At 33.5% G+C, this 24,974-nt stretch carries 21 protein-coding genes; 18 read left to right on the top strand and 3 right to left on the bottom strand.

Annotated elements, in window-relative coordinates; genetic code table 11:
- Positions 1-62 precede the first annotated feature (62 nt).
- The 8 genes from SPJ17_RS07640 to ugpC all read left to right on the top strand — a co-directional run bounded on the left by SPJ17_RS07640 (position 63) and on the right by ugpC (position 10,145).
- Positions 63-1,229, top strand: a complete 1,167-nt coding sequence (locus tag SPJ17_RS07640; RefSeq protein WP_321094386.1) for a galactokinase — start codon at positions 63-65, stop codon at positions 1,227-1,229.
- A gap of 47 nt (positions 1,230-1,276) precedes the next feature.
- Positions 1,277-3,079 (top strand): hypothetical protein, encoded by a 1,803-nt coding sequence (locus tag SPJ17_RS07635; protein ID WP_321094383.1) that lies wholly within the window; start codon positions 1,277-1,279, stop codon positions 3,077-3,079.
- On the top strand, positions 3,052-3,312 hold the full coding sequence (locus SPJ17_RS07630) for a hypothetical protein (RefSeq protein WP_321094380.1): 261 nt from the start codon (positions 3,052-3,054) through the stop codon (positions 3,310-3,312). The genes SPJ17_RS07635 and SPJ17_RS07630 overlap by 28 nt, the downstream gene beginning before the upstream one ends.
- Position 3,313: 1 nt before the next feature.
- Entirely contained in the window at positions 3,314-4,429 is a 1,116-nt protein-coding gene (locus tag SPJ17_RS07625) for a glycosyl hydrolase 53 family protein (RefSeq protein WP_321094377.1), read from the top strand.
- A gap of 416 nt (positions 4,430-4,845) precedes the next feature.
- A complete protein-coding gene (locus tag SPJ17_RS07620; protein ID WP_321094374.1) occupies positions 4,846-6,471 on the top strand; it encodes an extracellular solute-binding protein in 1,626 nt (541 codons plus the stop codon).
- A 70-nt stretch (positions 6,472-6,541) separates the two neighbouring features.
- Positions 6,542-8,101: a sugar ABC transporter permease gene (locus tag SPJ17_RS07615; protein ID WP_321094370.1), complete on the top strand. Its 1,560-nt coding sequence runs from the start codon at positions 6,542-6,544 to the stop codon at positions 8,099-8,101.
- A complete protein-coding gene (locus SPJ17_RS07610; protein ID WP_321094367.1) occupies positions 8,101-8,988 on the top strand; it encodes a sugar ABC transporter permease in 888 nt (295 codons plus the stop codon). Before SPJ17_RS07615 ends, SPJ17_RS07610 begins: the two co-directional genes overlap by 1 nt.
- Positions 8,989-8,999: 11 nt before the next feature.
- Positions 9,000-10,145 (top strand): sn-glycerol-3-phosphate ABC transporter ATP-binding protein UgpC, encoded by a 1,146-nt coding sequence (gene ugpC / locus SPJ17_RS07605; protein WP_321094364.1) that lies wholly within the window; start codon positions 9,000-9,002, stop codon positions 10,143-10,145.
- 133 nt (positions 10,146-10,278) lie between these two features.
- Here the strand turns inward: ugpC and SPJ17_RS07600 are convergent, their stop codons facing one another.
- From SPJ17_RS07600 to SPJ17_RS07590, 3 genes are all read right to left on the bottom strand, one after another.
- On the bottom strand, positions 10,279-11,895 hold the full coding sequence (locus SPJ17_RS07600) for an alpha-amylase family glycosyl hydrolase (protein ID WP_321094362.1): 1,617 nt from the start codon (positions 11,893-11,895) through the stop codon (positions 10,279-10,281).
- Positions 11,896-11,958: 63 nt separating this feature from the next.
- Positions 11,959-12,681, bottom strand: a complete 723-nt coding sequence (locus SPJ17_RS07595) for a helix-turn-helix transcriptional regulator (protein ID WP_321094360.1) — start codon at positions 12,679-12,681, stop codon at positions 11,959-11,961.
- Between the two features lie 113 nt (positions 12,682-12,794).
- The gene (locus SPJ17_RS07590; protein ID WP_321094358.1) at positions 12,795-14,924 is read right to left on the bottom strand and encodes a glycosyl hydrolase 53 family protein; all 2,130 of its coding nucleotides are present in this window, start codon (positions 14,922-14,924) and stop codon (positions 12,795-12,797) included.
- A gap of 364 nt (positions 14,925-15,288) precedes the next feature.
- Between SPJ17_RS07590 and infC the strand changes: the two genes are divergently transcribed.
- The 10 genes from infC to SPJ17_RS07540 all read left to right on the top strand — a co-directional run.
- Positions 15,289-15,885, top strand: a complete 597-nt coding sequence (gene infC / locus SPJ17_RS07585) for a translation initiation factor IF-3 (RefSeq protein WP_321094356.1) — start codon at positions 15,289-15,291, stop codon at positions 15,883-15,885.
- Between the two features lie 17 nt (positions 15,886-15,902).
- A complete protein-coding gene (rpmI, locus tag SPJ17_RS07580) occupies positions 15,903-16,103 on the top strand; it encodes a 50S ribosomal protein L35 (protein ID WP_321094353.1) in 201 nt (66 codons plus the stop codon).
- A 15-nt stretch (positions 16,104-16,118) separates the two neighbouring features.
- Positions 16,119-16,535 (top strand): 50S ribosomal protein L20, encoded by a 417-nt coding sequence (rplT, locus tag SPJ17_RS07575; protein WP_321094350.1) that lies wholly within the window; start codon positions 16,119-16,121, stop codon positions 16,533-16,535.
- A 417-nt stretch (positions 16,536-16,952) separates the two neighbouring features.
- Positions 16,953-18,050: a hypothetical protein gene (locus SPJ17_RS07570; protein WP_321094348.1), complete on the top strand. Its 1,098-nt coding sequence runs from the start codon at positions 16,953-16,955 to the stop codon at positions 18,048-18,050.
- A 152-nt stretch (positions 18,051-18,202) separates the two neighbouring features.
- Positions 18,203-18,508 carry a hypothetical protein gene (locus SPJ17_RS07565; protein ID WP_321094344.1) on the top strand — a complete coding sequence of 102 codons (306 nt, stop codon included), beginning with the start codon at positions 18,203-18,205 and terminating at the stop codon, positions 18,506-18,508.
- Between the two features lie 329 nt (positions 18,509-18,837).
- Positions 18,838-20,463 carry a DEAD/DEAH box helicase gene (locus SPJ17_RS07560; protein WP_321094341.1) on the top strand — a complete coding sequence of 542 codons (1,626 nt, stop codon included), beginning with the start codon at positions 18,838-18,840 and terminating at the stop codon, positions 20,461-20,463.
- Between the two features lie 8 nt (positions 20,464-20,471).
- On the top strand, positions 20,472-21,002 hold the full coding sequence (gene rsmD, locus SPJ17_RS07555) for a 16S rRNA (guanine(966)-N(2))-methyltransferase RsmD (protein ID WP_321094337.1): 531 nt from the start codon (positions 20,472-20,474) through the stop codon (positions 21,000-21,002).
- 1 nt (position 21,003) lies between these two features.
- Positions 21,004-22,116: a hypothetical protein gene (locus SPJ17_RS07550; protein WP_321094335.1), complete on the top strand. Its 1,113-nt coding sequence runs from the start codon at positions 21,004-21,006 to the stop codon at positions 22,114-22,116.
- Between the two features lie 10 nt (positions 22,117-22,126).
- On the top strand, positions 22,127-24,430 hold the full coding sequence (locus SPJ17_RS07545; protein ID WP_321094333.1) for a glycoside hydrolase family 2 TIM barrel-domain containing protein: 2,304 nt from the start codon (positions 22,127-22,129) through the stop codon (positions 24,428-24,430).
- Between the two features lie 135 nt (positions 24,431-24,565).
- The coding region (locus SPJ17_RS07540; protein ID WP_321094330.1) for a hypothetical protein at positions 24,566-24,974 on the top strand (409 nt) is incomplete at its 3' end.

Genomic DNA, 24,974 nt, shown 5'->3' with positions numbered 1-24,974 from the left:
TTCATATAATTTCAATGGTTATTTTAAATAACAGAAATTGGTATATTTTATGGAGGAATAAAATGAGAGATGAGCTAATTAAGGGCTATGTAAAGGCCTTTGGGGCGATGCCTGATATGCTATATTTCTCACCAGGAAGAGTAAATATTATTGGTGAGCATATAGATTATAATGGCGGTAAGGTATTGCCGATGGGAATAAGCTTAGGTATATATGGGGCTATTACTTGGAGAGGCGATTCTTTATGTAGATGCGTATCGGAAGGCTTTAATCATGAGGCAATTTATGAATTTGATTTAAAGGGCTATAGTGAATCGGATGATTTCACAAAATATATTAAGGGTGTCCTTTATGTTTTAACAAAATATAAGGGTGCAAAATTCGATCATGGATTCGATTTATATATGACATCAACTCTACCTGCATCTTCAGGGTTATCCTCTAGTGCAGCCTTAGAATTATTAATTAGTCATATCGTAAACGATGAATATAAATTAGGATTATCTAATTTGGACTGTGTATTGATGAGCCAAGCTGCAGAAAGAGAATATGCACATGTCAACTGCGGTATTATGGATCAGTTCGCTATTGGTATGAGCGAAAAGGATAAGGTAATTCTTTTGGATTGCGCAACAGTAGATTACAGCTATTTTGATTTTAAGCTTGATGGAGCTACCTTAGTTATCATCAATACCTGCAAGCCAAGAAATTTAAGTGAATCGAAATACAATGAAAGAAGAGCTGAATGCGAGGCTGCACTTAAGGTATTAAAGGCGAAGTATGGTAAGAACACTCTATGTGAATATACGATGGCTGAACTTGATTCTGTTAAGGATAAATTGACAGATAATCTATATAGAAGAGCTCGTCACGCAATAAGAGAGGAGATTCGTGTTGAGGAGGCAACAAAGGCCATGCAGGAGGGAAGACTTAAGGATTTAGGTCTATTATTGAATGGCTCTCATAAGTCCTTAAAGGAGGATTATGAGGTTACAGGATTACATCTTGATACGATTGCAGAGGAATTGCAAAAATCTCCAATCGTTTTAGGTGCAAGAATGACTGGAGCTGGCTTTGGTGGATGTGCTATCGCATTAATAAATTCAACGAATAAGGATGAAATTAATAAGCTTATGGATGATACGAATGAGATCTATCATGAAAAGACAGGAATTTATTATAAGTATTATTACTGTGAATCCTCAGATAAAACAGGAAAAATGGAATAGGTATAACGCTTAAGGCTTTATATAGAAAGAGAAAGGTATTTAAATTTATGGAGAACAAATTTGTAGTAAATATCATTCACCGCCCTGAGCTTTCCCCTGAATATGCAGAAAAGGTAGGAGGAAAGAAGGGACTAAAGGATGAGTCCCTTGATATTTTCATCTTTCAGCAGGAAATGGCACATAAGTATGGATTAAGGACAACCATTCAGATTACTTATGCTTCCCTTTTCTCTGATAAGATTTGTGAGCTTGCAAAGGAGCATCACGAAAAATATGGTGATGAAATTGGTGTATCCTTACTAGGACTTCCTTGTAAGGAATTTAAGGAAAAGTATAAAACAGAGGATTTTTGTATTTGGATGTTTGATGATGAAACAAAGGCAGAAATTATCGATGATGTATTTGGTTTATTCTATAAGAAGTTTGGATTCTATCCTGAATCTACAAGCTCTTATTTTCTAGATGCATACTGCATCAACTATATTAAGGAGCATTACCCAAGCGTTAAATGCGCTGTTGCAACATGCTGGGAGGAAGGCCCTAAGGCATATCATACATGCAATAATTCTTGGTATACCTTTATGGATGGAGGTCCTTGGAACCCATGGATTCCATCTAAGGTGAATTCACACTGCCCTGCAGCGAATGCGCAAGATGACTCTGGAATTGTTGCCATCCCACACCTAAGCCGTGACTTAATGGCTTGCTTCGATGGTAATGGCTCTAACTTCGGTACTCACCCTCAAAATGTATTGAGAGGTATGATTTATTACGAGGATAAGGGCACTTGGGAATATCCTTATTTATATAATCTAATTGATCAATTTAGACATCTTGGTAAATATAATAACGGTTATTCTTATAATATGATGTTCGTAGGACCAGGTTGGTTAAACCGCAAGGGTAGATGGGAGGCTCCATATGAGCTTTTAGCTAAGTCCTATGAGGATGGTATGAAGTATTATGGTAAATTAAAGAAGGAAGGCAAACTTTTAGATTTAACTATGGCTGAATTTGCTGATTTCTATAGAGGATGCCATCCAAATTATAATACAGGTGAATGTGCATTATGGAAGGATATCCTATATGGATCTAAGAAGGAATTATTCTGGTATCTAGACCCATATTTACGTACATGCTTAGACTTTAACCAGGGTGGTGCAATGATTGACCTTCGTCCTTATGTTGCAAGAATCCCTCAAAAGATTGGTATTGGTACAGATCATGTATATGATGCGTCCTATCCATATTTAATTCAAATTAACTACCGTGCAGGCTTCTTTACACATTATGCTGGCGCAGGTACAATTAAGTCTTGTAAGGTTAAATTTAAGGGTGAGGAAACTGACCTTTGCCTATGCCGTACCTTAGCGAAATATGAAAAGGTTGATGATGGAGTTAAAATAACGGCAAATCCTGTTGTAGTTACCTTAGCAGATACCGACATTGAAATCCAATCTGTATTTACCTTTGTTGAGGGGAAAGGCGAGGTTATTGCAGAGCGTAATGTATTAACAGATTTAAAGGGTGAGGAAATCACTTTAACAGAATATATTACTGCAGGATATGGTACAACAGAATACCAAGAGGATTTAACTCATGTATTACTTGGTGTAGATAGCGATAATATGCTATATGGCTTTAAGGGTAGAAAGATTACTAAGACTTCTGCTAAGGAAGCTTATATTATTGTTCCTGAAATCCAGACTAGAATTGTTATGTCTGGTGATGTATCTGAGTATGAGGTAGAAGAGGGTATTGCTTTCTCTCCTGTATTTAGAATCGCACTTCGTAAGACATTTAAGAATGGAGGAATGAAGACATGTCTCAGTCTACAAAAGGCAAACTAAACTTCCGTTGTCCTTCATGCTTCATGCGTGATATCGACATGGATATGTTCTTTGATGAAGAAAAGAAGGAATACTATTGCTTAAGATGCGCATTTACTGGTTCTGAAGCGGATGTTGAAAGATTAAACGAACAGGCAAGATATCGTTATAAGCTAATGAAATATAGAGTTGTTGATTTTGGTGAGGATAACGAACCAATTAAGGTAGAATTGCACAAAGCAGGAGAGCAATAATATGATTTTAGGTGTTGATACATCCACATATTTAGAGGAATTAGAAGCTGGCAATAAATTCTATTTTAACGGTAAAGAGGTAGATCCACTAGAAAGATTTGTTTCTAATGGTGTAGATTATATGCGTATTAGGCTATGGCATAATCCATATTCCTTAGATGGTAAGAAATATGGTGCAGGCACCTGTGATTATGATTATTTTAAAAGACTTGCAAAGCTTGCAATGTCTAAGGGGATGAAAATCCTACTGGATATTCATTATTCTGATTTCTGGGTTGACCCAGCTAAGCAGGTATTACCTAAGGCATGGCAAAATCATACCTATCTACAAATCATCCAGGATGTATATGATTATACAAAGGAAACCTTATCTAAGGCGAAAAAGGATGGTATTGTTGTTTCTTTAATTCAAATTGGTAATGAAATTACCAATGGACTTTTATGGCCATATGGACATCTTTTAGACAATCCTGATGGTGGCGTAAGATTAAACTATGACAAGGTTTGTGCCTTTCTTAAAGCCGGAATTAAGGCTACAAGAGAGGAATGCCCAGATTGTAAGATTATCATCCACCTAGAAAAAGTATATGATACTCCTCGTTACATGGAATATTTTAATGAGCTAAAGAAATATGATGTAGATTACGATATTATTGGAGCATCCTACTATCCATACTGGCACGGAACATTTGATGATTTATATAGAACATTGAATCTATGTAGAGATACATTTAAAAAGCCAATTATGGTTATGGAGCTTGGCTATGCCTTTACCCTAGAGGATTACAAAGAGGGCTGCAGGGATCATTTAGTCATTCGTGAAGATACCTATAACCAATTTGGTTTTAAAAAGGAATTTGATTTCACCCCTGAGGGTCAGGCTGCCTTCGTTAAAGCATTTCTAAAAAGAGCAGAAGAAGAGAAGCTTGATGGTATTTTCTTCTGGGAACCATTATTAATTCCTGGTGAAGGTATTTGCTGGGGAACTAAGGCTGCCCAGGAATATAATGTCGGTGGGTTTGTAAAGGACGAAAGAAGCGATTGGTGTAACCAATGCTTTGCGGATTATAAAGGCAATCTACTTCCAGCATTTGATGCATATACTTTGAAAAAATAATTTTTAAAAAAGCACAATTTTCCACCTGAATTTTGTGCTTTTTAATATATATAAATAAGGATAAAAAAAGAATTTAAATTTTTGTCTCTTATTTTCGTAAAAACAATAAAAAAATTTTTGCAAAAATGTAAAATATACTTTACTACAAGGAGTATTTTCATGGGAAAATATGATAATTAAACTATCATTTTGCCATAAATCAATAGCAAAATTGTCCTTATTTGACCCAAAATATCAACGTTTTTACAACATTTTCGAAAAACAACGAAAAAATTTCGAAAACGTTTGTTTTAATGAAAACGCTATTGACTTGTTTTCCATACGTGCTATAATGGAATTACTGAAAGCGTGTGCATAGCACATACTTTCCACAAAAACAATACACTTAAAATATTTTAAAAGGAGAACAAGAAAGTATGAAAAAAATTTTAAGTACATTAGCTATCGCTGGTGTTGCTACACTTGCTTTAGCTTCATGTAATGGGGACAAACCTACCCCAACAGACAAGCCAGCTGAAGAAGCTTACTCTGGTAAGTTAACAGTTTGGTGCTCTACTTCCGATGGTGTTTCTACACTATTCAAGGAGAAGGGTGAAGCTTGGTTAAAGGCTAACGGCTACGAGAATGTAACACTTGATGTTACACCAGTTAGTGAAGGTGATGCAGTTGGTAAGGTTCTAGAAGATCTAGATGCAGCACCAGATATTTACAGCTTTGCTCAGGACCAGTTATCTAGAGCAGTTCAGGGTAATGCAATTGCTAAGGTTGCAAACACTTACCTTGAAGATGTAACTGCTCGTAATAGCACTGGTGGTCTTATTTCTGGTAAAATGGGTGACACATTATATGCTTATCCATTAACAAACGATAATGGTTACATTATGATGTATGACAAGTCAGTTATGGAAGGCGTTGATATGACTGATATGTCCGCAGTTATCGCTAAGTGTAATGCTACTAACACTAAGTTCTCATTCAACTTAGGTAACGTTTGGTACTCTGCAGCATTCTTCTTCTCACTAGACGAGGAAGGTAACAGATTATGTACATCTGCATGGCAGACAGACTCTAATGGTAAGTTCACTAACATGATCGATAATTTTAACTCTGACAATGGTTTAATCGCATTAAAGGGTATGGATGAATTAGTTTCTGCAGACTGCTTCATGGATTCTGCTGAAGCTGCAGACTTCGCTGCTGCTACACCATCTTCTGTTGTAGTTGTTGGTTCTTGGGGAGCTACAGCTGCACGTGATGCATTAGGTGAAAATTTCGCTGCAACTGTATTACCAAAGTTTACAGTTGATGGCAAGAAGTATCAGATCGGTTCATTCTCTGGTTCTAAGTTAATTGGTGTTAAGCCTCAGACAGACGTTAAGAAGGCTAAGGCTGCTCATGCATTAGCTAACTACCTATCTGGTGAAGAAATGCAGAAGGAATTCTTCGCACAGTTTGGTTGGGGTGGAACTAACAAGAATTTACAGGCAACTGATGCATATAAGAATGATGTTGTATTATCTTCTTTAGTTAAGCAGGCAGATTACGCAATTCCTCAGGGACAGGTTTTAGGTGCTTGGTGGACAATTGGTAATGCTATTAAGACTAACTTAGTTGCATTAACAGATAAGTCAGATGCCGGCTTAAAGACTGTATTACAGAAGTATTACGATGACTTAACTGCTGCATTCAACTTACAGGGTGACGCTTTATGGGCTGGTGCAAACCAGGGTTGGAATAATGCTGATGCTGATTCTATCTTAACTGAGGTTGATGGTCTTTATACTATTACTGTAACATTCACAGAAGAAATGGATTACAAGGGTGGACGTATTGTTAAGCCTGCATCTTGGGATACTCTTGGTGGTTGGGCTGATGTTGATGCTGATTCTAAGGTATACTTAGATGAAACTAAAGATCCAGCTAATTTAGACGATAAAGGCAATAGCGTTAACGGCGATGGAAACTTAGTATTCAAAGAGGCTGGTACTTACGTAATTACTTTCGATCTAGTAGGCAAGAAGATCACAATTACAAAACAATAATTTAATTTAGTATTACAGGGGGTCGGGGTCAACTATGACCTAGACCCCTTTATTCAATAAGGAGGAAAAAATGACTCACTATACGGATCTCGAATATTTAAAGCTTAGTGCTTTCGGAAAATTCAGCTACAAATTCCTGTTGTTTTTAAGTGCAATTCCTTTATGGTTTAAAAACACTGGTATAAGTATTTGGAAAGCATTAAAGAAATTTGGTGTTAAAGTTAGAGATGAAGCTGTTGATATTTGGCTTACATTTAAAGAAGGTGACTGGAAAACACGTGTTTCCTATTTGATTATGGGTTTTGGTTCACTTCTTAGAGGCCAATGGGTTAGAGGTTTATTGTTCCTATTCATGGAAGTAGCCTTTATATTCTATATGGTTGTAGCAGGTGGCTACTATTTATCTATGTTTGGCACACTTGGTCTTGTAGGCAGACAAACAATTGTTGATGAAGACGGATGGGAATATATTGTTGAAGGTGATAACTCATTCAAGATTTTATTATATATTCTACTTACTTTAATGTTCATCGTTGCATTTATTTGGACTTGGAGATTAAATGTTAAGCAAAATAAGATTGCACAGGATCTTCTTAAGTCAGGTAAAAAGCTAAGAAGTGGAAAAGAAGATTTACAATCATTACTTGATGATCAATTCCACAAGACAATGCTTGCTTTACCATTAGCAGGTATCTTTATTTTTACAGTATTACCAATTGTCTTTATGATATTGGTAGCATTCACAAACTATGGTGCAAACCATGACCCAGCATCCGGACAATTATTCACATGGATTGGTTGGGAAAACTTTGATTTATTATTCTCTATGAAATCAACAGGCTCATCTGAATTTGGTGTTGCCTTTGGTGAAATTATTGCTTGGACTTTAATGTGGGCATTCTTTGCAACATTCCTAAACTATATATGTGGTATCTTTGTTGCATTAATGATTAATAAAAAAGGAATTAAATTTAAGAAAATATGGCGTGGTATTCTAGTTTTAACTATCGCTATACCTCAGTTTATTACTTTACTATACATTTCTAAATCATTTAATGATAATGCTTATGTTATTACGTTCTTACAAAAGTTAGGTTGGGTTGGACCTGCATTCAGCTTCTGGAAGAATGTTTGGTGGTCAAGAGCCTTAGTTATTATAATTAACGTTTGGATTGGTATTCCATATCTAATGTTAATTGCTACAGGTGTTTTAATGAACGTTCCTGCAGATTTATATGAATCTTCTAAGATTGATGGCGCTGGTCCAGTAAAGCAGTTTACAAAGATCACATTACCTTATCTATTATTCGTTACTGGTCCTTACCTATTAACAAGCTTTACAGGCAACTTAAATAACTTTAACGTTATCTTCCTATTAACTGGTGGTGGACCTGAAAATCAGCATATGATTACAATGCAGATGGCCGATGGTACTACAATTACAACACAAACTGGTGGTACAGACTTATTAATTACTTGGTTATATCGTCTAACTGTTGGTAGTTCCGAACAGCCATACTACAACGTAGCAGCCGTAATTTCCATTATGATGTTCTTAGTTGTAGCATTGGTAAGCTTAATTGTTTATAATATTCTACCATCCAATAGAGGAGAGGAGGATTTCCAATAATGGCTCAGAAAAAACAAGAAAAAAGACATATGAAATTGTCTACATTTAATAGAACTACAAACATTATCGTTTATATTCTATTAGTTATTATGTCAATTATCTGGTTATTCCCTTTCTTTGCAATTGTTTTAGAATCATTCAGAATGGAAACAACTGGACAGGTTGGTTATATTTGGCCTCAGGAATGGGGATTCGGTAATTATACAAAATTATTTACTGATACAGCAACTTTCAACTTCCCTAGATGGTATTTAAATACATTCATCTTAGGTTGTACAACTGCTGTTTTCCAGACAATCTTTGTATTGATGATGGCTTATACACTATCTCGTCTAAGATTCAAAGGAAGAAAAGCATTAATGCAATTTATGCTTATCCTAGGTATGTTCCCAGGATTCGTATCAATGATTGTTACGTATACAATCTTAAAGGGTTGGAATATGACTTCTGAAAATGCTCTTTGGGGTTTAATGATTTCATATTTCGCATCTTCAGGTATGGGATATTATGTATCTAAGGGATTCTTCGATACAATTCCAAGATCTCTTGATGAAGCTGCACGCGTTGATGGTGCAACTAGATTCCAGGTATTCTATAAAATTATTTTACCTTTATCAAAACCAATCGTTATTTATACAGTTTTAACTGCATTCATGGGACCTTGGGGCGACTTCATTTTCTCTGCATACTTATCTAAGTTCAATAATGCAGGTATGACCGTTGGTTCAGGTTTACAAAATATGATTTCAAAAGGTGATACCTTATTCGCTAACTATACAAAGTTCTGTGCCGCTGGTGTTCTAGTTGCGGTTCCAGTTACTGTATTATTCATGGCTCTACAAAGATACTATGTTGAAGGTGTTACCGGTGGTGCTGTTAAGGGATAGGAGAAAAAAATATGGCAAGTGTTAGATTAAAAAACGTAAAAAAGATTTATGAAAATAAAGTAGTTGCAGTTCATGATTTCAATCTTGATATTGCAGATAAAGAATTTATTGTATTCGTTGGACCTTCCGGATGTGGTAAGTCCACATCACTTCGTATGATTGCCGGTCTAGAAGAAATTTCTGAAGGTAAGATAGAAATCGACGGAGTAGTAGTAAATGATTTACAGCCTAAGGACCGTGGTGTTGCGATGGTTTTCCAGAACTATGCATTATACCCACACTTAACTGTATATGAAAATATGGCATTCTCTTTAAGATTACAGAAAATGTCAAATGATGAAATTTATAAGAGAGTTACAGCTGCAGCTGAAACTTTAGGTATTCTTGAATTCTTATTAAGAAAGCCACGTGCTCTATCCGGTGGTCAGCGTCAAAGAGTTGCTATCGGTCGTGCAATGGTTCGTGATTCTAAGGTATTCTTGATGGACGAGCCTCTATCAAACCTTGATGCAAAGCTTCGTAACCAAATGAGAGCCGAGATCATCTTATTACGTAAGAAAATCGATACTACATTCATCTATGTTACACATGACCAGACAGAGGCTATGACATTAGGTGACCGTATCGTAATCATGAAGGATGGGTTCATCCAGCAAGTAGGTACTCCAACTGAAGTATTCGATGAGCCAGATAACCTATTCGTTGCTGAGTTCATTGGTGCTCCTAAGATGAATATTTTCAATGCTAAACTAATTCGTTCTAATGAAGGATATTTTGTTCGTCCTTTCGATGCAACTATTCCAGTTGATGGTCCTAAGGGTGATAGATTAGCTGAACTTAACATTAAGCCACAGGAAATTGTACTTGGTGTACGTCCTGAGCATATTGTTTTAGCAGAAGAGGGTGCTCCTGAAGCATTCCCAGTAACTATTGAGGTTAACGAAATGATGGGTTCTGAGTTACACCTACATGTTTACACTGATGATGAAACAAGATTAATTGTTCGCGTTCCAACTATGACATTATCTCCAGAAATGAGAGCAGCAATGGTTTATGGTGCTAGAATGTGGTTAACATTCAACGCAAATGTTATGCATTTCTTCGATGATGAGACAAAGCATAACATCTTAAAGATTGAAACAAACGATATTTATTAATACTGAAAGTTCTCTGATTAAATTTTATATATTGAGAAAGCCTCTTTATTGGGAAATAAGGGGGTTTTTTCTTTTTATGATTTACGAATAAATAAAGAATATTAAAACAAAAAAACGGCAAATTTTGCCGTTTTTATTCAACTAAAATAGAAGAGAAAGCTCCAATCTTTAGGGTATTTCCCTGGATGCTTGATGGGTTAAGACCAATAGACTCTAATATTTGTGTAGCATTTAATATCGATAAGTCAAATTCAATATCTTCTGGGGATAAATTATGAATAATATAATGAACCTTATTATCTAAGGTTACCTTGAAAATGCCAAGATTTTCTTTATTTTGAATACCTTCATATCTTCCCTTTCTGACCCAATCATATTTTGTTCTAATTTGAATTAGTTTTCTATATCTTGTTAAAAGAGAAGATTTAGAATTGATTTGTGTAGCTACTGTACCATTGGTTTGTGATTGAGAAGAATACGTAGTGCCCTTTGGATTTCTAACAGTATCCTCATCACCCCAAAGCATAGCAAGTCTTCTGTTTGCATCCGTCGATGCACCTCCTCTAGAGCCCTTCATTCCAATTTCTTCACCATAGTAGATAAATGGTGAGCCTGGATTCAATAAATATAAATTTGCGGCCATATATGCTGTTCCCGTTCCTATAGTTAAATAGCCTGCAGCTCTATCAGTATCATGATTTGCAATGAATGGGGCATATATTGCATCAGGATTTACATCATATAGCTTCGTTAAGAAATTATTTGTATATTTCGTATAGATATTACCATCTTGTGCTTTAACCGAATTCGAGATATATCCTTCTCCACCGGCGACAGAAAAATTGAAAGTATTTATAGAAGAATTGTAAGGTAATAGGATGGAATCCGAATCCCAAACCTCCCCAATCATATATAAATCCTTATTGTATTTTTCCTTTGCATAATCCTTAATATCTTTTGCATATTTATTCCAAAATTCAACATTCCTTTTTTCATCTTTAAAATAAATATATTTTGCTGCATCAAATCGATATCCATCGACACCTTGATCAATCCAATATTTTGCAACCTTAACCATTTCTTCATAAACCTTAGGGTTATCATAATTTAATTCTGGCATTTCCGATGAGAAATTACATTCATAATAATGATTTGTACCAGGAATTACTCTAGAAGTATGTCCTACTGGAGTTTCTGTATACCATTCATAAAAATTATAATAAACGGAGGATTCATCATTATTTGTATGTGCTCTTTTAAATTCAATGAACCATGTATTATTTACAGAAGTATGATTAAGTACTAAATCTAGGATAAGCTTAACATTTCTTTTATGACATTGATCTAATAGATTCTTTAAATCCTCAAGCTTACCAAAGCTTGAATCAATTTTATAATAATCGCTAACATCATATTTATGATAGGAAGGAGATTGAAATATAGGTGTTAGCCAGATACCTTGGACTCCTAAGCTTTTTCCTGAATTTACATCACCATCATTTAAATAATCTAATCGGTTTGTGATTCCTTTTAAATCTCCAATTCCATCTCCATTCGTATCCGAAAAGGAAGAAGTAAATATTTCATAAAAGGTTCTATAATTATCGTTTGTAGGATCAACCATAGGATCCCCTAAAACCTCATCCTCCCATATAATCGCATCTGGATCGGATGGACTATCCTTTGCGCATGAAGTTAAAGCAATTAGTGAAAAAAAAGATACAGTTATAAATAATTTGTTTTTTTTCATATAGGTCACCTCTATCTTTATTATAAAAGAATCATTGCTATAAAACAATAAAGGAATTACAGCTCACGCTGTAATTCCCATACTAATTTTATATTGCTCCACAATTTTCTTTAATCCTGGTTCATTCGATTCATAAACAATTAAATAATATACATTCTGGTAATCACCAATTTCCATAGGTATAGTTGTACTATTTACCGTAATCGTAGCCTCTAGAGTCAATTTTAAATTTTTGTGAATGTCAATCATTGCTCTCATTTTACCATAGTGGAAGTAGATAATATATTCCATATCGTAGGTTACAACTGCAACACCCTTGCAGTATTTATTCTCATCTAAATCCGAATTCTTATTTGCATATTCTACAATAGTACCATATTCTTCATTGGTTTCCTTATAACAATATTCCTTCATTTCATCAAAATATCTTTGTGCATGCCATTTTGCATGAATTTGTGGTGTTAAATTAACCATTAAAACAATGAGAAGTGCTATTACGGTAATACTTAAAATAATAGAAATTATAATTTTATTACATCTTTTTTTGTATTTTTTAAATACAGCACTTTTTCTAACTCCAAATTCATATGGGTCTGGCTTAGTATAAGGGAATAAATCATCAAAGCTACAATCATATAAATACGATAAGCTTTGTAGCTGCATCATAGAAGGATCCTTTGTGCCATTTTCCCAAGCTATAATCGTAGATTGTGGTACCTTAAATATATTGGCTAAGCGTTTGACGCTAAGCTCATTTTTTTCACGATATTCTTTTAAATTATTCATATAAACCTCTAAAAATAATTATATATTGATATTGTACCACTATTGAGGCGAAAATTAAAGAAAAATTACTAAAGGGAAAAAGAAAAGGCCTAGGCGAATCTAGACCTATAATCCTATGCAATAAAGTTTAACATTGCATCATCGAAGTCGCCCCAAGAGCCAGCTTCATTAGCCTCACAGTAGAAGCCTACAACAATTTTATCACCTGCAGTATATTCGATTCCTTCAATAGAGAATAGAGCATATCCATCATTGTAATTTGTGAATTTCATATCCTTTGTATATTTAACTTCACCATTAATTTCAACATACATATAAATATTTTGCTGATTTGGAAGTGCTGGATTTGCGGTTGCACCACCTAAAATATGTAAATGATAATTATATGTACCAGTAATTAAATCTTTAACCTCTTGATATACTTTAAATTTAACGGTATTTGCATTTTGTGCCCAGAAGTGGAAGGCCTGCTTACCACTCTTTGGATTCTCACCAGATACCTTTACATTATAATTTGCGTCTGTTGTACCATCAATGACTTCATATTCCCAAGCGCTAAGCTTGCCCATTGGCATATCCTCAAAGCTATAATTTTCAATGAAATTCTTCATTAAAACATGAAGCGTACATAGAACCTCTATACCATCATTTGTTGTTCCTGTAATTATGTAATCCTTATTTCCACCTGATGGAATAGATTCTCTTAGCTCATCAGAGAAATCCCATGTTACAGCAACATCTGCTTTAGAATTATCGTTATAAATTGCACTTACAGTTTCTGGTAATTCAATCGTATCGGTTGTATTAAAGGTTAATTCAACATTTTCAACACCATCAATATATTTAGGAACAGAAGTGTTACCATCCTTTAATAAAGCGAATAGCTTTAAGGTTTCAAGTGGCTTACCATCCTTATCAAAGAAGGCTTGGTTATCAACAGCACATCCACCATACCACTGTCCTGCATCCTTAGGGTCGTATTCAGAAGCATATTTAGATGCCCAACCAGAACCATAGTCTTCCCATTTCTTCTGGTTTTCCTCAAAGCTATCACCAACAGAAATCCAAGTTCCTTCCCAGTAGAAGCAGCCAATACAATCGGTCATAGAATTAACGCATGTATCTACAACATTTCTTACATGGTTTGCTTGACCTGCAAGGCTAATAGGATATGGATAACTATTACCATCGGTTGAATTTGGTGTACCAATAGTATTACTCCAGAAGTCTGTATCCTCTGTAGTATATGCATAGCTTGTTTCAGCTACCATAGTTTTCTTTCCATATCTTTCTGTTACATCATTTAACACATTGGAAAGATTTTCAAGTGTTCCATGCCAATAAGGATAATAAGAAGATGCAAAAACATCATAATCTACATTATAAGTATTTAGCTTATCTGCAATACCTGCATATCTACCTAGAGATTCAGGGTTTGTAAAATGTAATGCAACTAAAGCATCAGGGAAAACCTCTCTTGTAGCCTTTGAGCCTGCGTTAAATAGCATAGACATATTTTCCCAGTTGGTTTCCCCACTCATACCGGTTGTGGTTTCATTTCCAACCTGAACCATACCTACATCAATTCCCTCTGCATATAATTTACATAAGGAATCATAGGTATAATTGTATAATGCATCGCATTTTTCATAAATGGAATAATCTGCCCATTCCTTTGGTGCCTTTTGTTTCGCTGGGTCTGCCCAGAAGTCAGAATAATGGAAATTAACTAAAAGCTTCATTCCATATTTTGTAACTCTCTTACCGATAGCTACACATTTATCGATATCATTATTTCCTCCACCATATCCATTGCCATTGCTATCGTATGGATCATTCCATACTCTTACGCGGATATAATTGATGCCCGATTCAGCTAAAATCTTAAATAGATCCTGCTCATCACCATTATAATCATAGTATTTTACTCCTGATTCCTCTTCAGCAATAACAGAAGAAGAATCCATACCTAAAATAAAATCATCCTTAAGGTTTTCTACCTTCTCTACATATAAAGAATCACTAGAAACATTTATAGTTACAGTTTCTTTTTCTATAGTCTTTGGTGTTATGCTATCCTTATCATGCTTGGTAGGATATTCATAGTTTGAGGTTGTTTCAATAGGTGTATCTTTTGTTGTAGTAGACTCTCCTGTAACTTCCCCCTGATTGTTACAAGAAAAAAGAGTACATCCTATTGCTGCAATACCTATTGCAGAAGCAATTTTGTTGAATTTTTTCATAGAATTTTATTCTCCTTTTTAAACTCTCGTTATTTTTCTTTGAAAATATTTCGTAAATATTATAAAATATTTTCGGTCCTAATTCTAGCGAAAACATTGTTTTAAATTTTAAAGCGTAATGAAAACGATTTCGTCCCATATATAATACCTTATATATAGAATAATTTTGAAGCAACAATATATACTTTGAAAAAAAGATTAAAGTTTTTGTTGACATCATAACAAAATAAGTGTATCATATTAGAGGCTAAATAAATATGTGGAAAGAAGAACGCCAGTTTCTCGCCTGACTGATTCAGTATGTTGGTAGGCAAAAAGTCACTTTATATCAATGGATATTATTATGATTTTAACGAGGGCGTTTATGTCCTCTTTTATTTTTCCAAATTATTCGGAGGTGATTGGTATTAACAAGCAGAAGAAAGATGAAGCAATCGTCAATGAGGCAATTCGTGTAAAGGAAATGCTCGTTATTACAGATACTGGAGAGAAGTTAGGTGTAATTTCAAGATCTAAGGCATTAAATGAGGCATATGATCGTGGAATGGATTTAGTTTTGGTTTCACCAGACGCAAATCCACCAGTAGCTAAAATGATGGATTATTCTCGTTTCCGTTTTGAGCAGCAAAAGAAGCTTAAGGAAATGAAAAAGAATCAGAAGGTTACAGTTGTACAGGAAATCCAGCTGTCACCTACCATTGAAAAGCACGATTTCGAGACAAAGGCGAACAAGGCTAAAACTATCTTAGCTAAGGGAAACAAGGTAAAGATCACTTTAAGATTCTATGGTCGTATGATTGTACACCAAGAATTAGGTAAGGAAGTTATCGAGCGTTTCATTGAAAGTCTACAGGAAGTTGCAAATGTTGAAGCACAGCCAAAGATGGATGGTAGAACAATGTTTGCTGTTGTAGCACCAAAGTCTGAAAAAGACAAAGAAAAAGAAAAGAAAAATAATTAATAAAGGAGTAAGGGATTATGCCAAAGGCAAAGACACACAGTGGTTTAAAGAAGAGAATTAAGATTACTGGTTCAGGTAAGATCAAAAGAGGTCATTCTTATACTGGACATTTAAAGACAAACAAGACACATAAGCAGAACAAGAATTTATCAAAGTCAGGATTAGTGCATGAGACTGATGCTAAGAGAATCGCACAGTTAATTGCACCAATGAAGTAAGAGGAGGAATGAATCATGCCAAGAGTTAAAGGTGGATATGTTACAAGAAGAAGACGTAAGGCTGTCTTAAAGTTAGCTAAGGGCTACTATGGTTCTAAGCACACATTATACAAGACTGCTCATGAGCAGGTAATGCGTTCTTTACAGTACGCTTTCCGTGATAGAAAGGCTCGCAAGAGAGATTTCAGAAAGCTTTGGATTCAAAGAATCAATGCTGCATGCCAGTTAAATGGTATGAAGTATTCTCAGTTCATCAATGGTCTATCTCAGGCTGATGTTGCAATCAACAGAAAGATGTTAGCTGAAATGGCTGTTAATGATGCAGAAGGCTTTGCAAAGCTTGTTGAAGTAGCTAAGAATGGTTTAGCTAATCCAAAGGCTGTTGTAAAGGAAAACGTAGTTGTATTAAAAACTGAAAAGAAGTCAAACTAATTCTTAAAGGGACTTTTTGAATCAAAAATTGGTTCAAAAGTCCCTTTAATTTTTGACTTAATCGATAGACAATTTCAAAACAAACAAAAAAAATATATGGAAGAATAATACTTTAGATCTTTATACTTCTAAATTTGAAGGAGTTACAAAAATATTAACGATTAATGCTTCTCTATAGCCTTTTTTGTTTTGTTCTATTGTAATTGAAAAAGCGTCTTTGGTAGAAAGAAAATATAGGAATTAGGGTCTTCGCTTTGATTCTATAGCTATAGTTAATCATTTTGAAAACAAAAAGGTAATTCTTAGAAAAATGGATATTTGTGTAATTTTTTCTTTTTTCCCTTTAATTTTCTTTTCTCAAAAAAATATACATGTTATAATTGAATAAAGTATAAAATCCATTTTGGAGGATGAATTATGAAAAAGAAAATGGGCGCTATTTTAGGTATTATGCTATTATTTACCTTATCATCCTGTGAAGAACAAAATAAGGGTGAAATTTATATTCCTAATATCAATATAAAGGATGATTTAATTGAAACAAAAATAGAAGAAGAGGATAAAACCTATTATGCATCGAAATATATTTCATTTGTAAGAGAGGTAAAGGGCTATTTTGAAGCAGATATTCCTTTTACTATAGAAAACAATGATGAAAATATACGTATTTATGATGATTTATATTTTTATGAGGGCGATTCCTTTTATTTAATATCTAGTGATTATAAATATATTTGGTCAAGCCTTAAGGATGAGGCTACAAGGGACTTAGAGGTTTTAAGAGAAGATGGAGAAGATATAAAGGTAAAGGTCAAAAGGGATGGTATTTATAGAATAACCCTAGATATAAGAACAATGCTAATGGATGTTACCTATAAAGGTGCAATCGATGTTCCATATTATTATCCATTTAAGGATATTGAGATTGGTACATTAAAGAATGATACATTAGAATTTAATATCTTAGATAAGATAGATAATAGTGATGAATTTGTCATTAAGGATTATTCTATAGAGGCAGGTAAATTTATTTCCTTCTATAGTGCTTATTCTCATACAAGCACCTATAAGCTTTCTATAAATGAAAATTCATTAAATTATGTAGATAAAACAATGTCCGAAAGTAGCTATATATTCAAAATTGGTGGTACTTTTGATATCTATGTAAACAATAAAACTTATGAAATAAGGGTAGTGCCAAAGGATCCTTCAAATCTAAAATATTCTTGTATAGTGTATGAAGATTGCTTCATTGACCTTACACCAAAGGATAGTAGTATGCCATATGTATTTGAATATGAATATAAGGCTACATCCGATGTTGGAGGATTTGGTTTAGTTTCTGATGACTTACCTAAATTCTATGATAAGGGATATCAAGAATATACTTTTACTGTAAAGGAATCCAATTTGCTTGGAAATAATAAGGGAGATTATTATTTTAAGCATAAGGGAGTCTATATTATTACAGTAGATGTTTTAAATATGACGCTTGAGGTTATAGAAAAGAATTAAATTTTTTGGAATATAATTCATTCTAATGGAAAAAAGACCGTACGATAAGTATGAGGCCTATATAGAATCAAAAGAAAAGAAGAAATATATAGAATTATATTTTTTCTTTTTCTGATTCATGATATACTATCTTATGTTTATGGAGGATAATTATGCCATCAAATAAAGAAAAAATGATTTACAAAATTATAATGATTTCCATGGCAATTATTGCCTTTGGTGTAGGTATATATATCGCTATTTCAATGTTTTCAGGATATCAAAATTATTTCACAATCCATTTTGGTATTCCACTTGTGCTTCTTGCCGTTGGAGTTATCGCGCTTGTAATGCCTGAGGCGACAAGATCTCGCTTTGGATCGGATACAAAGGATAATGTCATGAAGGTAGTTGCTGTATTACTTATTTTGTTTGCGATTTTAAGCTGTGTATTATCCTATTTTAATTTTTTTCAATAGAAAATGGCTTCGGCCATTTTTTCTCTTTTATCTATTTTGCATGCCTTGTAAAACTACCATTTTTGGTTTATAATACAGGTAACTAGGATGAAGGCCGTGGAGCTCATTATTATAGAAAAGGGTGCTGAGAATTATTTTGTGTTGAAGGCCTACATTCTTGGAATAGGAATCCTAATAAATAGTTAAAAAGAGGCAACCCACAGGTGAAGGTTTCGTTCTTCACGTACCATCCTAGGCTTTATTATAAAGTGGAAATTCCACTTTTTTTCTTTACACAGAAATCTGTTTTTGTTATAATGAGTCGGTTATAAAAGAAAAGAGATAAATTTATGAATGATTTTGAAAAATTAAATGTCAGAAAAGACATTATTGATTGCTTAAATAAAGAGAATATTTTAGTTCCAACACCGATTCAGGAAAAAGCTATTCCAATCCTTAAGGAGGGCTTTGATTGTATTGGTCAGGCACAAACCGGCACTGGTAAAACCTTCGCCTATGCGATTCCTCTAATTGAGGGAATTGACCCTTCGGATAAGGACCCTAAGGCTTTAGTTTTAATGCCAACAAGAGAGCTTGGTATTCAGGTTTCCAATGAAATTGGAAAGCTACTTTCAAATAATAAGGATATTAAATATGCTTGTATTTATGGTGGTGAATCCTACGATAAGCAAAGAATTGCCTTATCCAAGAAACCTCAAATTATTATAGGTACTCCAGGTAGAATCATAGATCAAATGGAAAGAGGTAATCTTAAATTTAATCAGATTCGCTATTTGGTATTAGATGAGGCAGATGAAATGCTAAAGATGGGATTCCAAGAGGATTTAGAGCGTATATTATCCTCTATGCCAAAGGATAGACAAACCGCACTATTTAGTGCGACTATTCCACCATTTATTAAAAATGTAGTTAAGAATTATATGCATGAGGCGAAATGGGTTAAAATTGAATCTAAGACATTGACTGTTGATGCGATTGATGAGCAGCTATATTATTGTAAGAAGGATTCGAAAAAGGATTTATTAATTCGTTTATTAGATTATAATCAGTTTCATCAGATTATGATCTTCTGTAATACAAAATCTATGGTTGATGAATTAGTCATATTCTTACAAACCCAAGGCTTTAGAGCGGAGGGCTTACATGGAGATTTAAAGCAAATCTCAAGAGATAAGGTTATGCAATCCTTTAGAAATAATACAATAGATATCCTAATCGCAACCGATGTTGCCGCAAGAGGTATCGATATTGATGGAATTGATGCTGTAATCAATTTTGATGTACCAAACGAAAATGAGCTTTATGTACATAGAATAGGAAGAACCGCAAGAGCCGGTACCTCAGGTACTGCCATTACGATTTCAACGATAAGAAATAAGGGAAGAATTCAAGATTTAGAGCGTTATACGAAATCTAAAATCAGGGTATGTGAAATACCTACGCCAAAAGAAATTGCTAAAAGCTATCAAAAGAAGCTTTATTTAAAGATTATGGATGCCATCGATAAAAATATAGATAATCATGAATATGATAATCTCTTAATGAAGCTTGCAAGAGGGAATAGTAATCCTATGCCACTTTTGAATGCTTTAGTTTCAATGATTGATGAAAATAAGGGTAGGGAATATCCTGAAATCCATGTTCAAAGCGTTAAGGAAAATAGAGGTAAAGGGGATTTTAAGGAAAAGAAGAATAAGAAGGATTCGAATAAGACTTATTCTATAATAGAAATTAATGTAGGCCATAATGATGGAGTAAGACCAAACCAAATGGTCGTATATTTCCATGATGAATTTAAAATTCATAGAGAGCATTTTGGCAAAATCATTATTGAAAATAAAAGAAGCTTTATTGAGGTGCATAATGAGGCTTTAAGATTCTTAAGAAATTTTAAGGGCAAAAAATTTATGGGAAGAAGCCTAAATATTAAAATTGTAGATAGCTTCCCAAGATAGGAGTAAATATGCGTATTGTTGCTGGTAAATTAAGACATAGAATTATTGATATGACAAATCTAGATACGACAAGAGAAACCCAGGATAAGGTTAGAGGCGCAATCTATAATATGATTGGCCCATATTTCGATTCTGGTAAAGCCCTTGATTTATTTGCTGGCTCAGGCGCAATGGGAATTGAGGCATATTCTAGAGGAATATCTCATATCACATTAAATGATTTAAATAAAGATGCCCTTTTGGTATGTAAAAGAAACTGTAAAGCCTTAGGTATAACCGATGTTTTATTTACAAACATGGATTATAAGGATTTCTGTTTAAATAGAAAAGAAAAATATTCTCTAATTCTATTAGATCCACCCTATAAAATGGATGATATAGAAGGTATCTTAGAAATGGTTTATCCACTTTTAGATAATGATGGTATAATTGTTTATGAAATGGGAATTGATTCGAAATACCCAAGGGACTTCCATGATTTAGAATTATGGAAGAATAAAGAATATGGAATTAAAAGAGTCGTAGTTTATAGGAGGTAGTATGAGTTTTATTGATGATTATAAAGAAATAAGAAAATGCTTCATAAGCTTTAAGAAAAGACAATATTTTGATATCTTTTCTTCAGCAGATATATTTTATGTTATAGATTCCTTTGGTAAAAAGGCAATACTTACCTTCATAGACCAATTCTTTGGTGATGCGAAGGGACTACAGGTATTTCATAATCGTGATGGAATCAATTATGTTCATGATATCCTATCTACTACTGATGAATATTCTGTAACGGTAGGGGATTGTGATTCTATTGTTGCTGTATTTAAGGAAAAGAAGGATTTAACTGATGAGGATATTACCTTCTTAAATAAAATGGAACAAAAGAAAACTTTAGAAAATAATTTAGTTATCTACCGCTTTAAAAAGGGCTATAGACATACTTATGCAAAAAATAATGAAATTAAGATGATTTCAGAATACGTTGTATTCTTAAATTCCTTAATCCCAAATGAGGAATTAAGTGTCATTGAGGCTTTTAATGAAAATAGGTGTGTTCTTGCATCCTTCAATAAGGAAAGATTAGAATATTCCTGTATTTATAGAAGCCTACCCTATTTAGAGATTATGCCAAAGAGAAGTCCTATAAATAGTGAATTTGTAAATGAATATAAGGATCATCTATATTTGAATGAGGATTGCTATTTATTTACCTCCTACCTACCGGTTGCGGTAAAGGGGAGTGGGATTAGACCACTTTTATGCTATTTCTATTTTGTTGAAACAGGTGCTATGGAGCTTAAATATATCATTTCTGATCCAAAGGATTATAAAAATATAATCTATGGTATATTAGATGAAATATTTACGAAAATAGGTCTTCCTGCAAAGATGATTATAAATAACAGAGATTTATATTGTATATTGACAAAAACATTAGATGAATTAAATATTGAAAACACCTTTGAAAGAGATAATCTAAAGGGTGAAGAGGATGTTTCCTTTGTGGTATCCAATATGTATCAAAAGACACAGGATACTCTAATGGAGGAAGAAGAAATTATTTCTATGTTTAATTTCTTTTTCCAAGCATTAGAAAAGGAAGATACTATGGAATATTTATCCGATGATGCTGATGAAAATGATTCTTTAGTTTCTTAAGGGAGGATATATGATTTTAAAGGATTTTAATTCCAATTGGAAATTTGAAAAAGAAAATGAAGTAATTCTTGTGGATTTACCTCATGACGCAATGCTTCATGAAAAAAGATGTTTAAATGGCCCTTGTGGTGTTGGTGGAGCATACTTTAGTGGAGGCTTTTATACCTACACGAAATCTTTCATTGTACCTAAAGAATTTATAAATAAATCGATTCATCTTCACGTTTTAGGTGCATATAGAAATTCTATAGTTTATGTAAATAATCAAGAGATTTATTCCCATAAATATGGCTATACGGATTATTTTGTTGAATTGACAAAATATTTAAATTATGGTCAATCAAATGAAATTAAAATTACGGTAGATAATACCTTAGTACCAAATTCAAGATGGTATAGTGGGGCAGGCTTATATAGGGGAGTAGAATTATATATTGGTGGAATGGATCATTTTAATATAAATGATATTAAATTAAATACCGTATCCCTTGACCCTATTACCCTATCCTATACTATTCCATATACGTCAAATAAAAAATTAGATGTACTTATGGAAATCTATGATCAAGATAGGTGTATAAAGAAAAATCATAAAGATCATGGCATCATCAATTTAGATGCAATACCATGGGATATAGATAACCCAAAGCTATATACATTTAAATTCTATTTAATGGATAAGGATGAAATCATAGATACATATTCTTTAGAATATGGCTTTAGAACATTAAAATATACAACAAAAGGATTCTATTTAAATGGTAAAAAGGTAGTTTTAAAGGGTGCATGCTTACACCATGATAATGGTATTTTAGGTGCTAAATCTATATATGATGCTGAAGTAAAAAGATTATTCATCTTAAAGAATGCTGGCTTTAATGCTATAAGAAGTGCACATAATCCTGCATCAATACATCTTCTTAAGGCTTGCGATAGACTTGGTATTTTGGTTATGGATGAACTCGTTGATATGTGGCTATACCATAAGACAGAATATGATTATGCAACGGATTTTAAGGATAATTATATGCATGATTTAAAATCTATGATAGATAAGGATTATAATCATCCATCCGTTATTATGTATTCCTTAGGTAATGAGCTTGCCTCTCCTACAACACTAAATATGGAAGGCTTTAGAATTCTTAATGAATTATGCGATTATATTCATAAAAATGATTATAGACCATCCACTATGGGTGTTAATTTTACCAATCTAGAAAGAGAAGAATTAAATGCGCATAAGGAAAGATACAAAATGATGGAGGTCTATACCAATAGCGATGAGATTGTAGATGACTATAACCAAATCGTTACTCGCTTTGGGTATGGTATGGCTGAAATTGCTTGCCAAGAGGATAGCGAAAGGGTATCTATAGATACCTTTAAGGTATTAGATTTAGCTGGATATAATTATGCATATAAAAGATATGAGCTCGATAGTAAAATTCATCCAGAAAGAATTATTGTAGGTACTGAAACTATGTGCGAGGATATCTATAAGAATTATGAAAGAATGAAGAAGTATCCACAGGTTATTGGTGATTTTATTTGGACCGGTATAGATTATTTAGGTGAGGTAGGTATTGGTGGTTATTTTGATTATGATCATCATTTCCAAAAGCCATATCCATGGATTTTAGCGAATGGTGGTGCCTTCGATTTACTAGGCTATCCTACAGGTGAGGCATATTTAGCTATGATTACCTATGGTAAAGCAACATTAGAGCTTGCATCCTATATTTATGATGAAAAGGAAACAAAATCTGCATGGCGTTGGACAAATTCAAGAAATACCTATACCTATAAGGATGATGTTATCGGTAAGGATATTGTTGTAGAGGTATATTCTAAATATCCTATAGTTGAATTATTTGTTAATGGTAAATCCTTAGGTAAAAAAGAAATTTTAAATGGATTTACTACCTATAAATTTCCATATGAGAAGGGGTACCTTAAGGCTTTAGCAATTCAGGATAATCAGGTAGTAGAGGAAAAGATTTTAGCTACATCGATGGAATCTAAACTTACCTCTAGAATCGATTATAGTGGTAGTGATATAACCTATATTTATTTTGAATATAAGGATTCAAAGAATACAATAGATACTACAAGAGAGGATTTAATCTCTGTATCTATTACTGGCGGAAAGCTTTTAGGTATAGGATCTGCAAACCCTAAAACAGAGGATAATTATATTAAAAATGAAGCACATGCCTTCTTGGGCGCAGCAATGATTGCGGTAAAGAAGACAGAAAAAGATACTCATGTAATCGCAAAGGATTCTATAAGCTCTTTCGAAATAACATTTTAAGATTAAAAGACTGTAAAATAGCAATTTTTTTACAGTTTTTTTTGTAATCGTGAAAATTTTTTTGAGATTTTGACTATTTATTTAATGAAAGGCAAAGAAGCTAATCAAAAAATAAATAGAAAAGAGGATTAAAAAATGACAGAAAGATTAGAGGCCATCGGTCTAACCGATTATTATTTTAAGGAGTTAATTAAAAGAAAGAAGAATTATTTAACTCTATTACTCAATGGGATTTGTAATTTGGATTTAAAGGAATCCGATATTACATTAACCGATACGGGAGAAAGAGATTTATGTACCTTAAAAACAGTGAATTATGACATTAAGGTGGATAAGCTTAATTTAATGATTGAACTAGAGATTGAAAGTGGCAATGTTTCAAATGAAAAAAATGAAGAGGATGTTTCAATGGGACTTTATCAGTTATCTATTTTACATTCAAGATTCTATAAATATAGAAAGGAAAAATCAAAGGTTATTTTCATTTGTAATCATGACATCGAAGGGGATGATTACATTCAAAAAATTGGCTATAAGAATTTTT

Origin of the sequence: Anaeroplasma sp., assembly GCF_034179385.1 — a bacterium.
Classification (GTDB): Bacteria; Bacillota_I; Bacilli_A; order Acholeplasmatales; family Anaeroplasmataceae; genus Anaeroplasma.
Note: the sequence above shows the minus strand (reverse complement) of the source record. Positions and strands in the feature narration are given on the sequence as shown.

Coding starts and splice junctions, on each gene's coding strand:
- SPJ17_RS07640 (WP_321094386.1), top strand. CDS start 63: ATGAGAGATGAGCTAATTAAGGGCTATGTAAAGGCCTTTGGGGCGATG.
- SPJ17_RS07635 (WP_321094383.1), top strand. CDS start 1,277: ATGGAGAACAAATTTGTAGTAAATATCATTCACCGCCCTGAGCTTTCC.
- SPJ17_RS07630 (WP_321094380.1), top strand. CDS start 3,052: ATGTCTCAGTCTACAAAAGGCAAACTAAACTTCCGTTGTCCTTCATGC.
- SPJ17_RS07625 (WP_321094377.1), top strand. CDS start 3,314: ATGATTTTAGGTGTTGATACATCCACATATTTAGAGGAATTAGAAGCT.
- SPJ17_RS07620 (WP_321094374.1), top strand. CDS start 4,846: ATGAAAAAAATTTTAAGTACATTAGCTATCGCTGGTGTTGCTACACTT.
- SPJ17_RS07615 (WP_321094370.1), top strand. CDS start 6,542: ATGACTCACTATACGGATCTCGAATATTTAAAGCTTAGTGCTTTCGGA.
- SPJ17_RS07610 (WP_321094367.1), top strand. CDS start 8,101: ATGGCTCAGAAAAAACAAGAAAAAAGACATATGAAATTGTCTACATTT.
- ugpC (WP_321094364.1), top strand. CDS start 9,000: ATGGCAAGTGTTAGATTAAAAAACGTAAAAAAGATTTATGAAAATAAA.
- SPJ17_RS07600 (WP_321094362.1), bottom strand. CDS start 11,895: ATGAAAAAAAACAAATTATTTATAACTGTATCTTTTTTTTCACTAATT.
- SPJ17_RS07595 (WP_321094360.1), bottom strand. CDS start 12,681: ATGAATAATTTAAAAGAATATCGTGAAAAAAATGAGCTTAGCGTCAAA.
- SPJ17_RS07590 (WP_321094358.1), bottom strand. CDS start 14,924: ATGAAAAAATTCAACAAAATTGCTTCTGCAATAGGTATTGCAGCAATA.
- infC (WP_321094356.1), top strand. CDS start 15,289: ATGTCCTCTTTTATTTTTCCAAATTATTCGGAGGTGATTGGTATTAAC.
- rpmI (WP_321094353.1), top strand. CDS start 15,903: ATGCCAAAGGCAAAGACACACAGTGGTTTAAAGAAGAGAATTAAGATT.
- rplT (WP_321094350.1), top strand. CDS start 16,119: ATGCCAAGAGTTAAAGGTGGATATGTTACAAGAAGAAGACGTAAGGCT.
- SPJ17_RS07570 (WP_321094348.1), top strand. CDS start 16,953: ATGAAAAAGAAAATGGGCGCTATTTTAGGTATTATGCTATTATTTACC.
- SPJ17_RS07565 (WP_321094344.1), top strand. CDS start 18,203: ATGCCATCAAATAAAGAAAAAATGATTTACAAAATTATAATGATTTCC.
- SPJ17_RS07560 (WP_321094341.1), top strand. CDS start 18,838: ATGAATGATTTTGAAAAATTAAATGTCAGAAAAGACATTATTGATTGC.
- rsmD (WP_321094337.1), top strand. CDS start 20,472: ATGCGTATTGTTGCTGGTAAATTAAGACATAGAATTATTGATATGACA.
- SPJ17_RS07550 (WP_321094335.1), top strand. CDS start 21,004: ATGAGTTTTATTGATGATTATAAAGAAATAAGAAAATGCTTCATAAGC.
- SPJ17_RS07545 (WP_321094333.1), top strand. CDS start 22,127: ATGATTTTAAAGGATTTTAATTCCAATTGGAAATTTGAAAAAGAAAAT.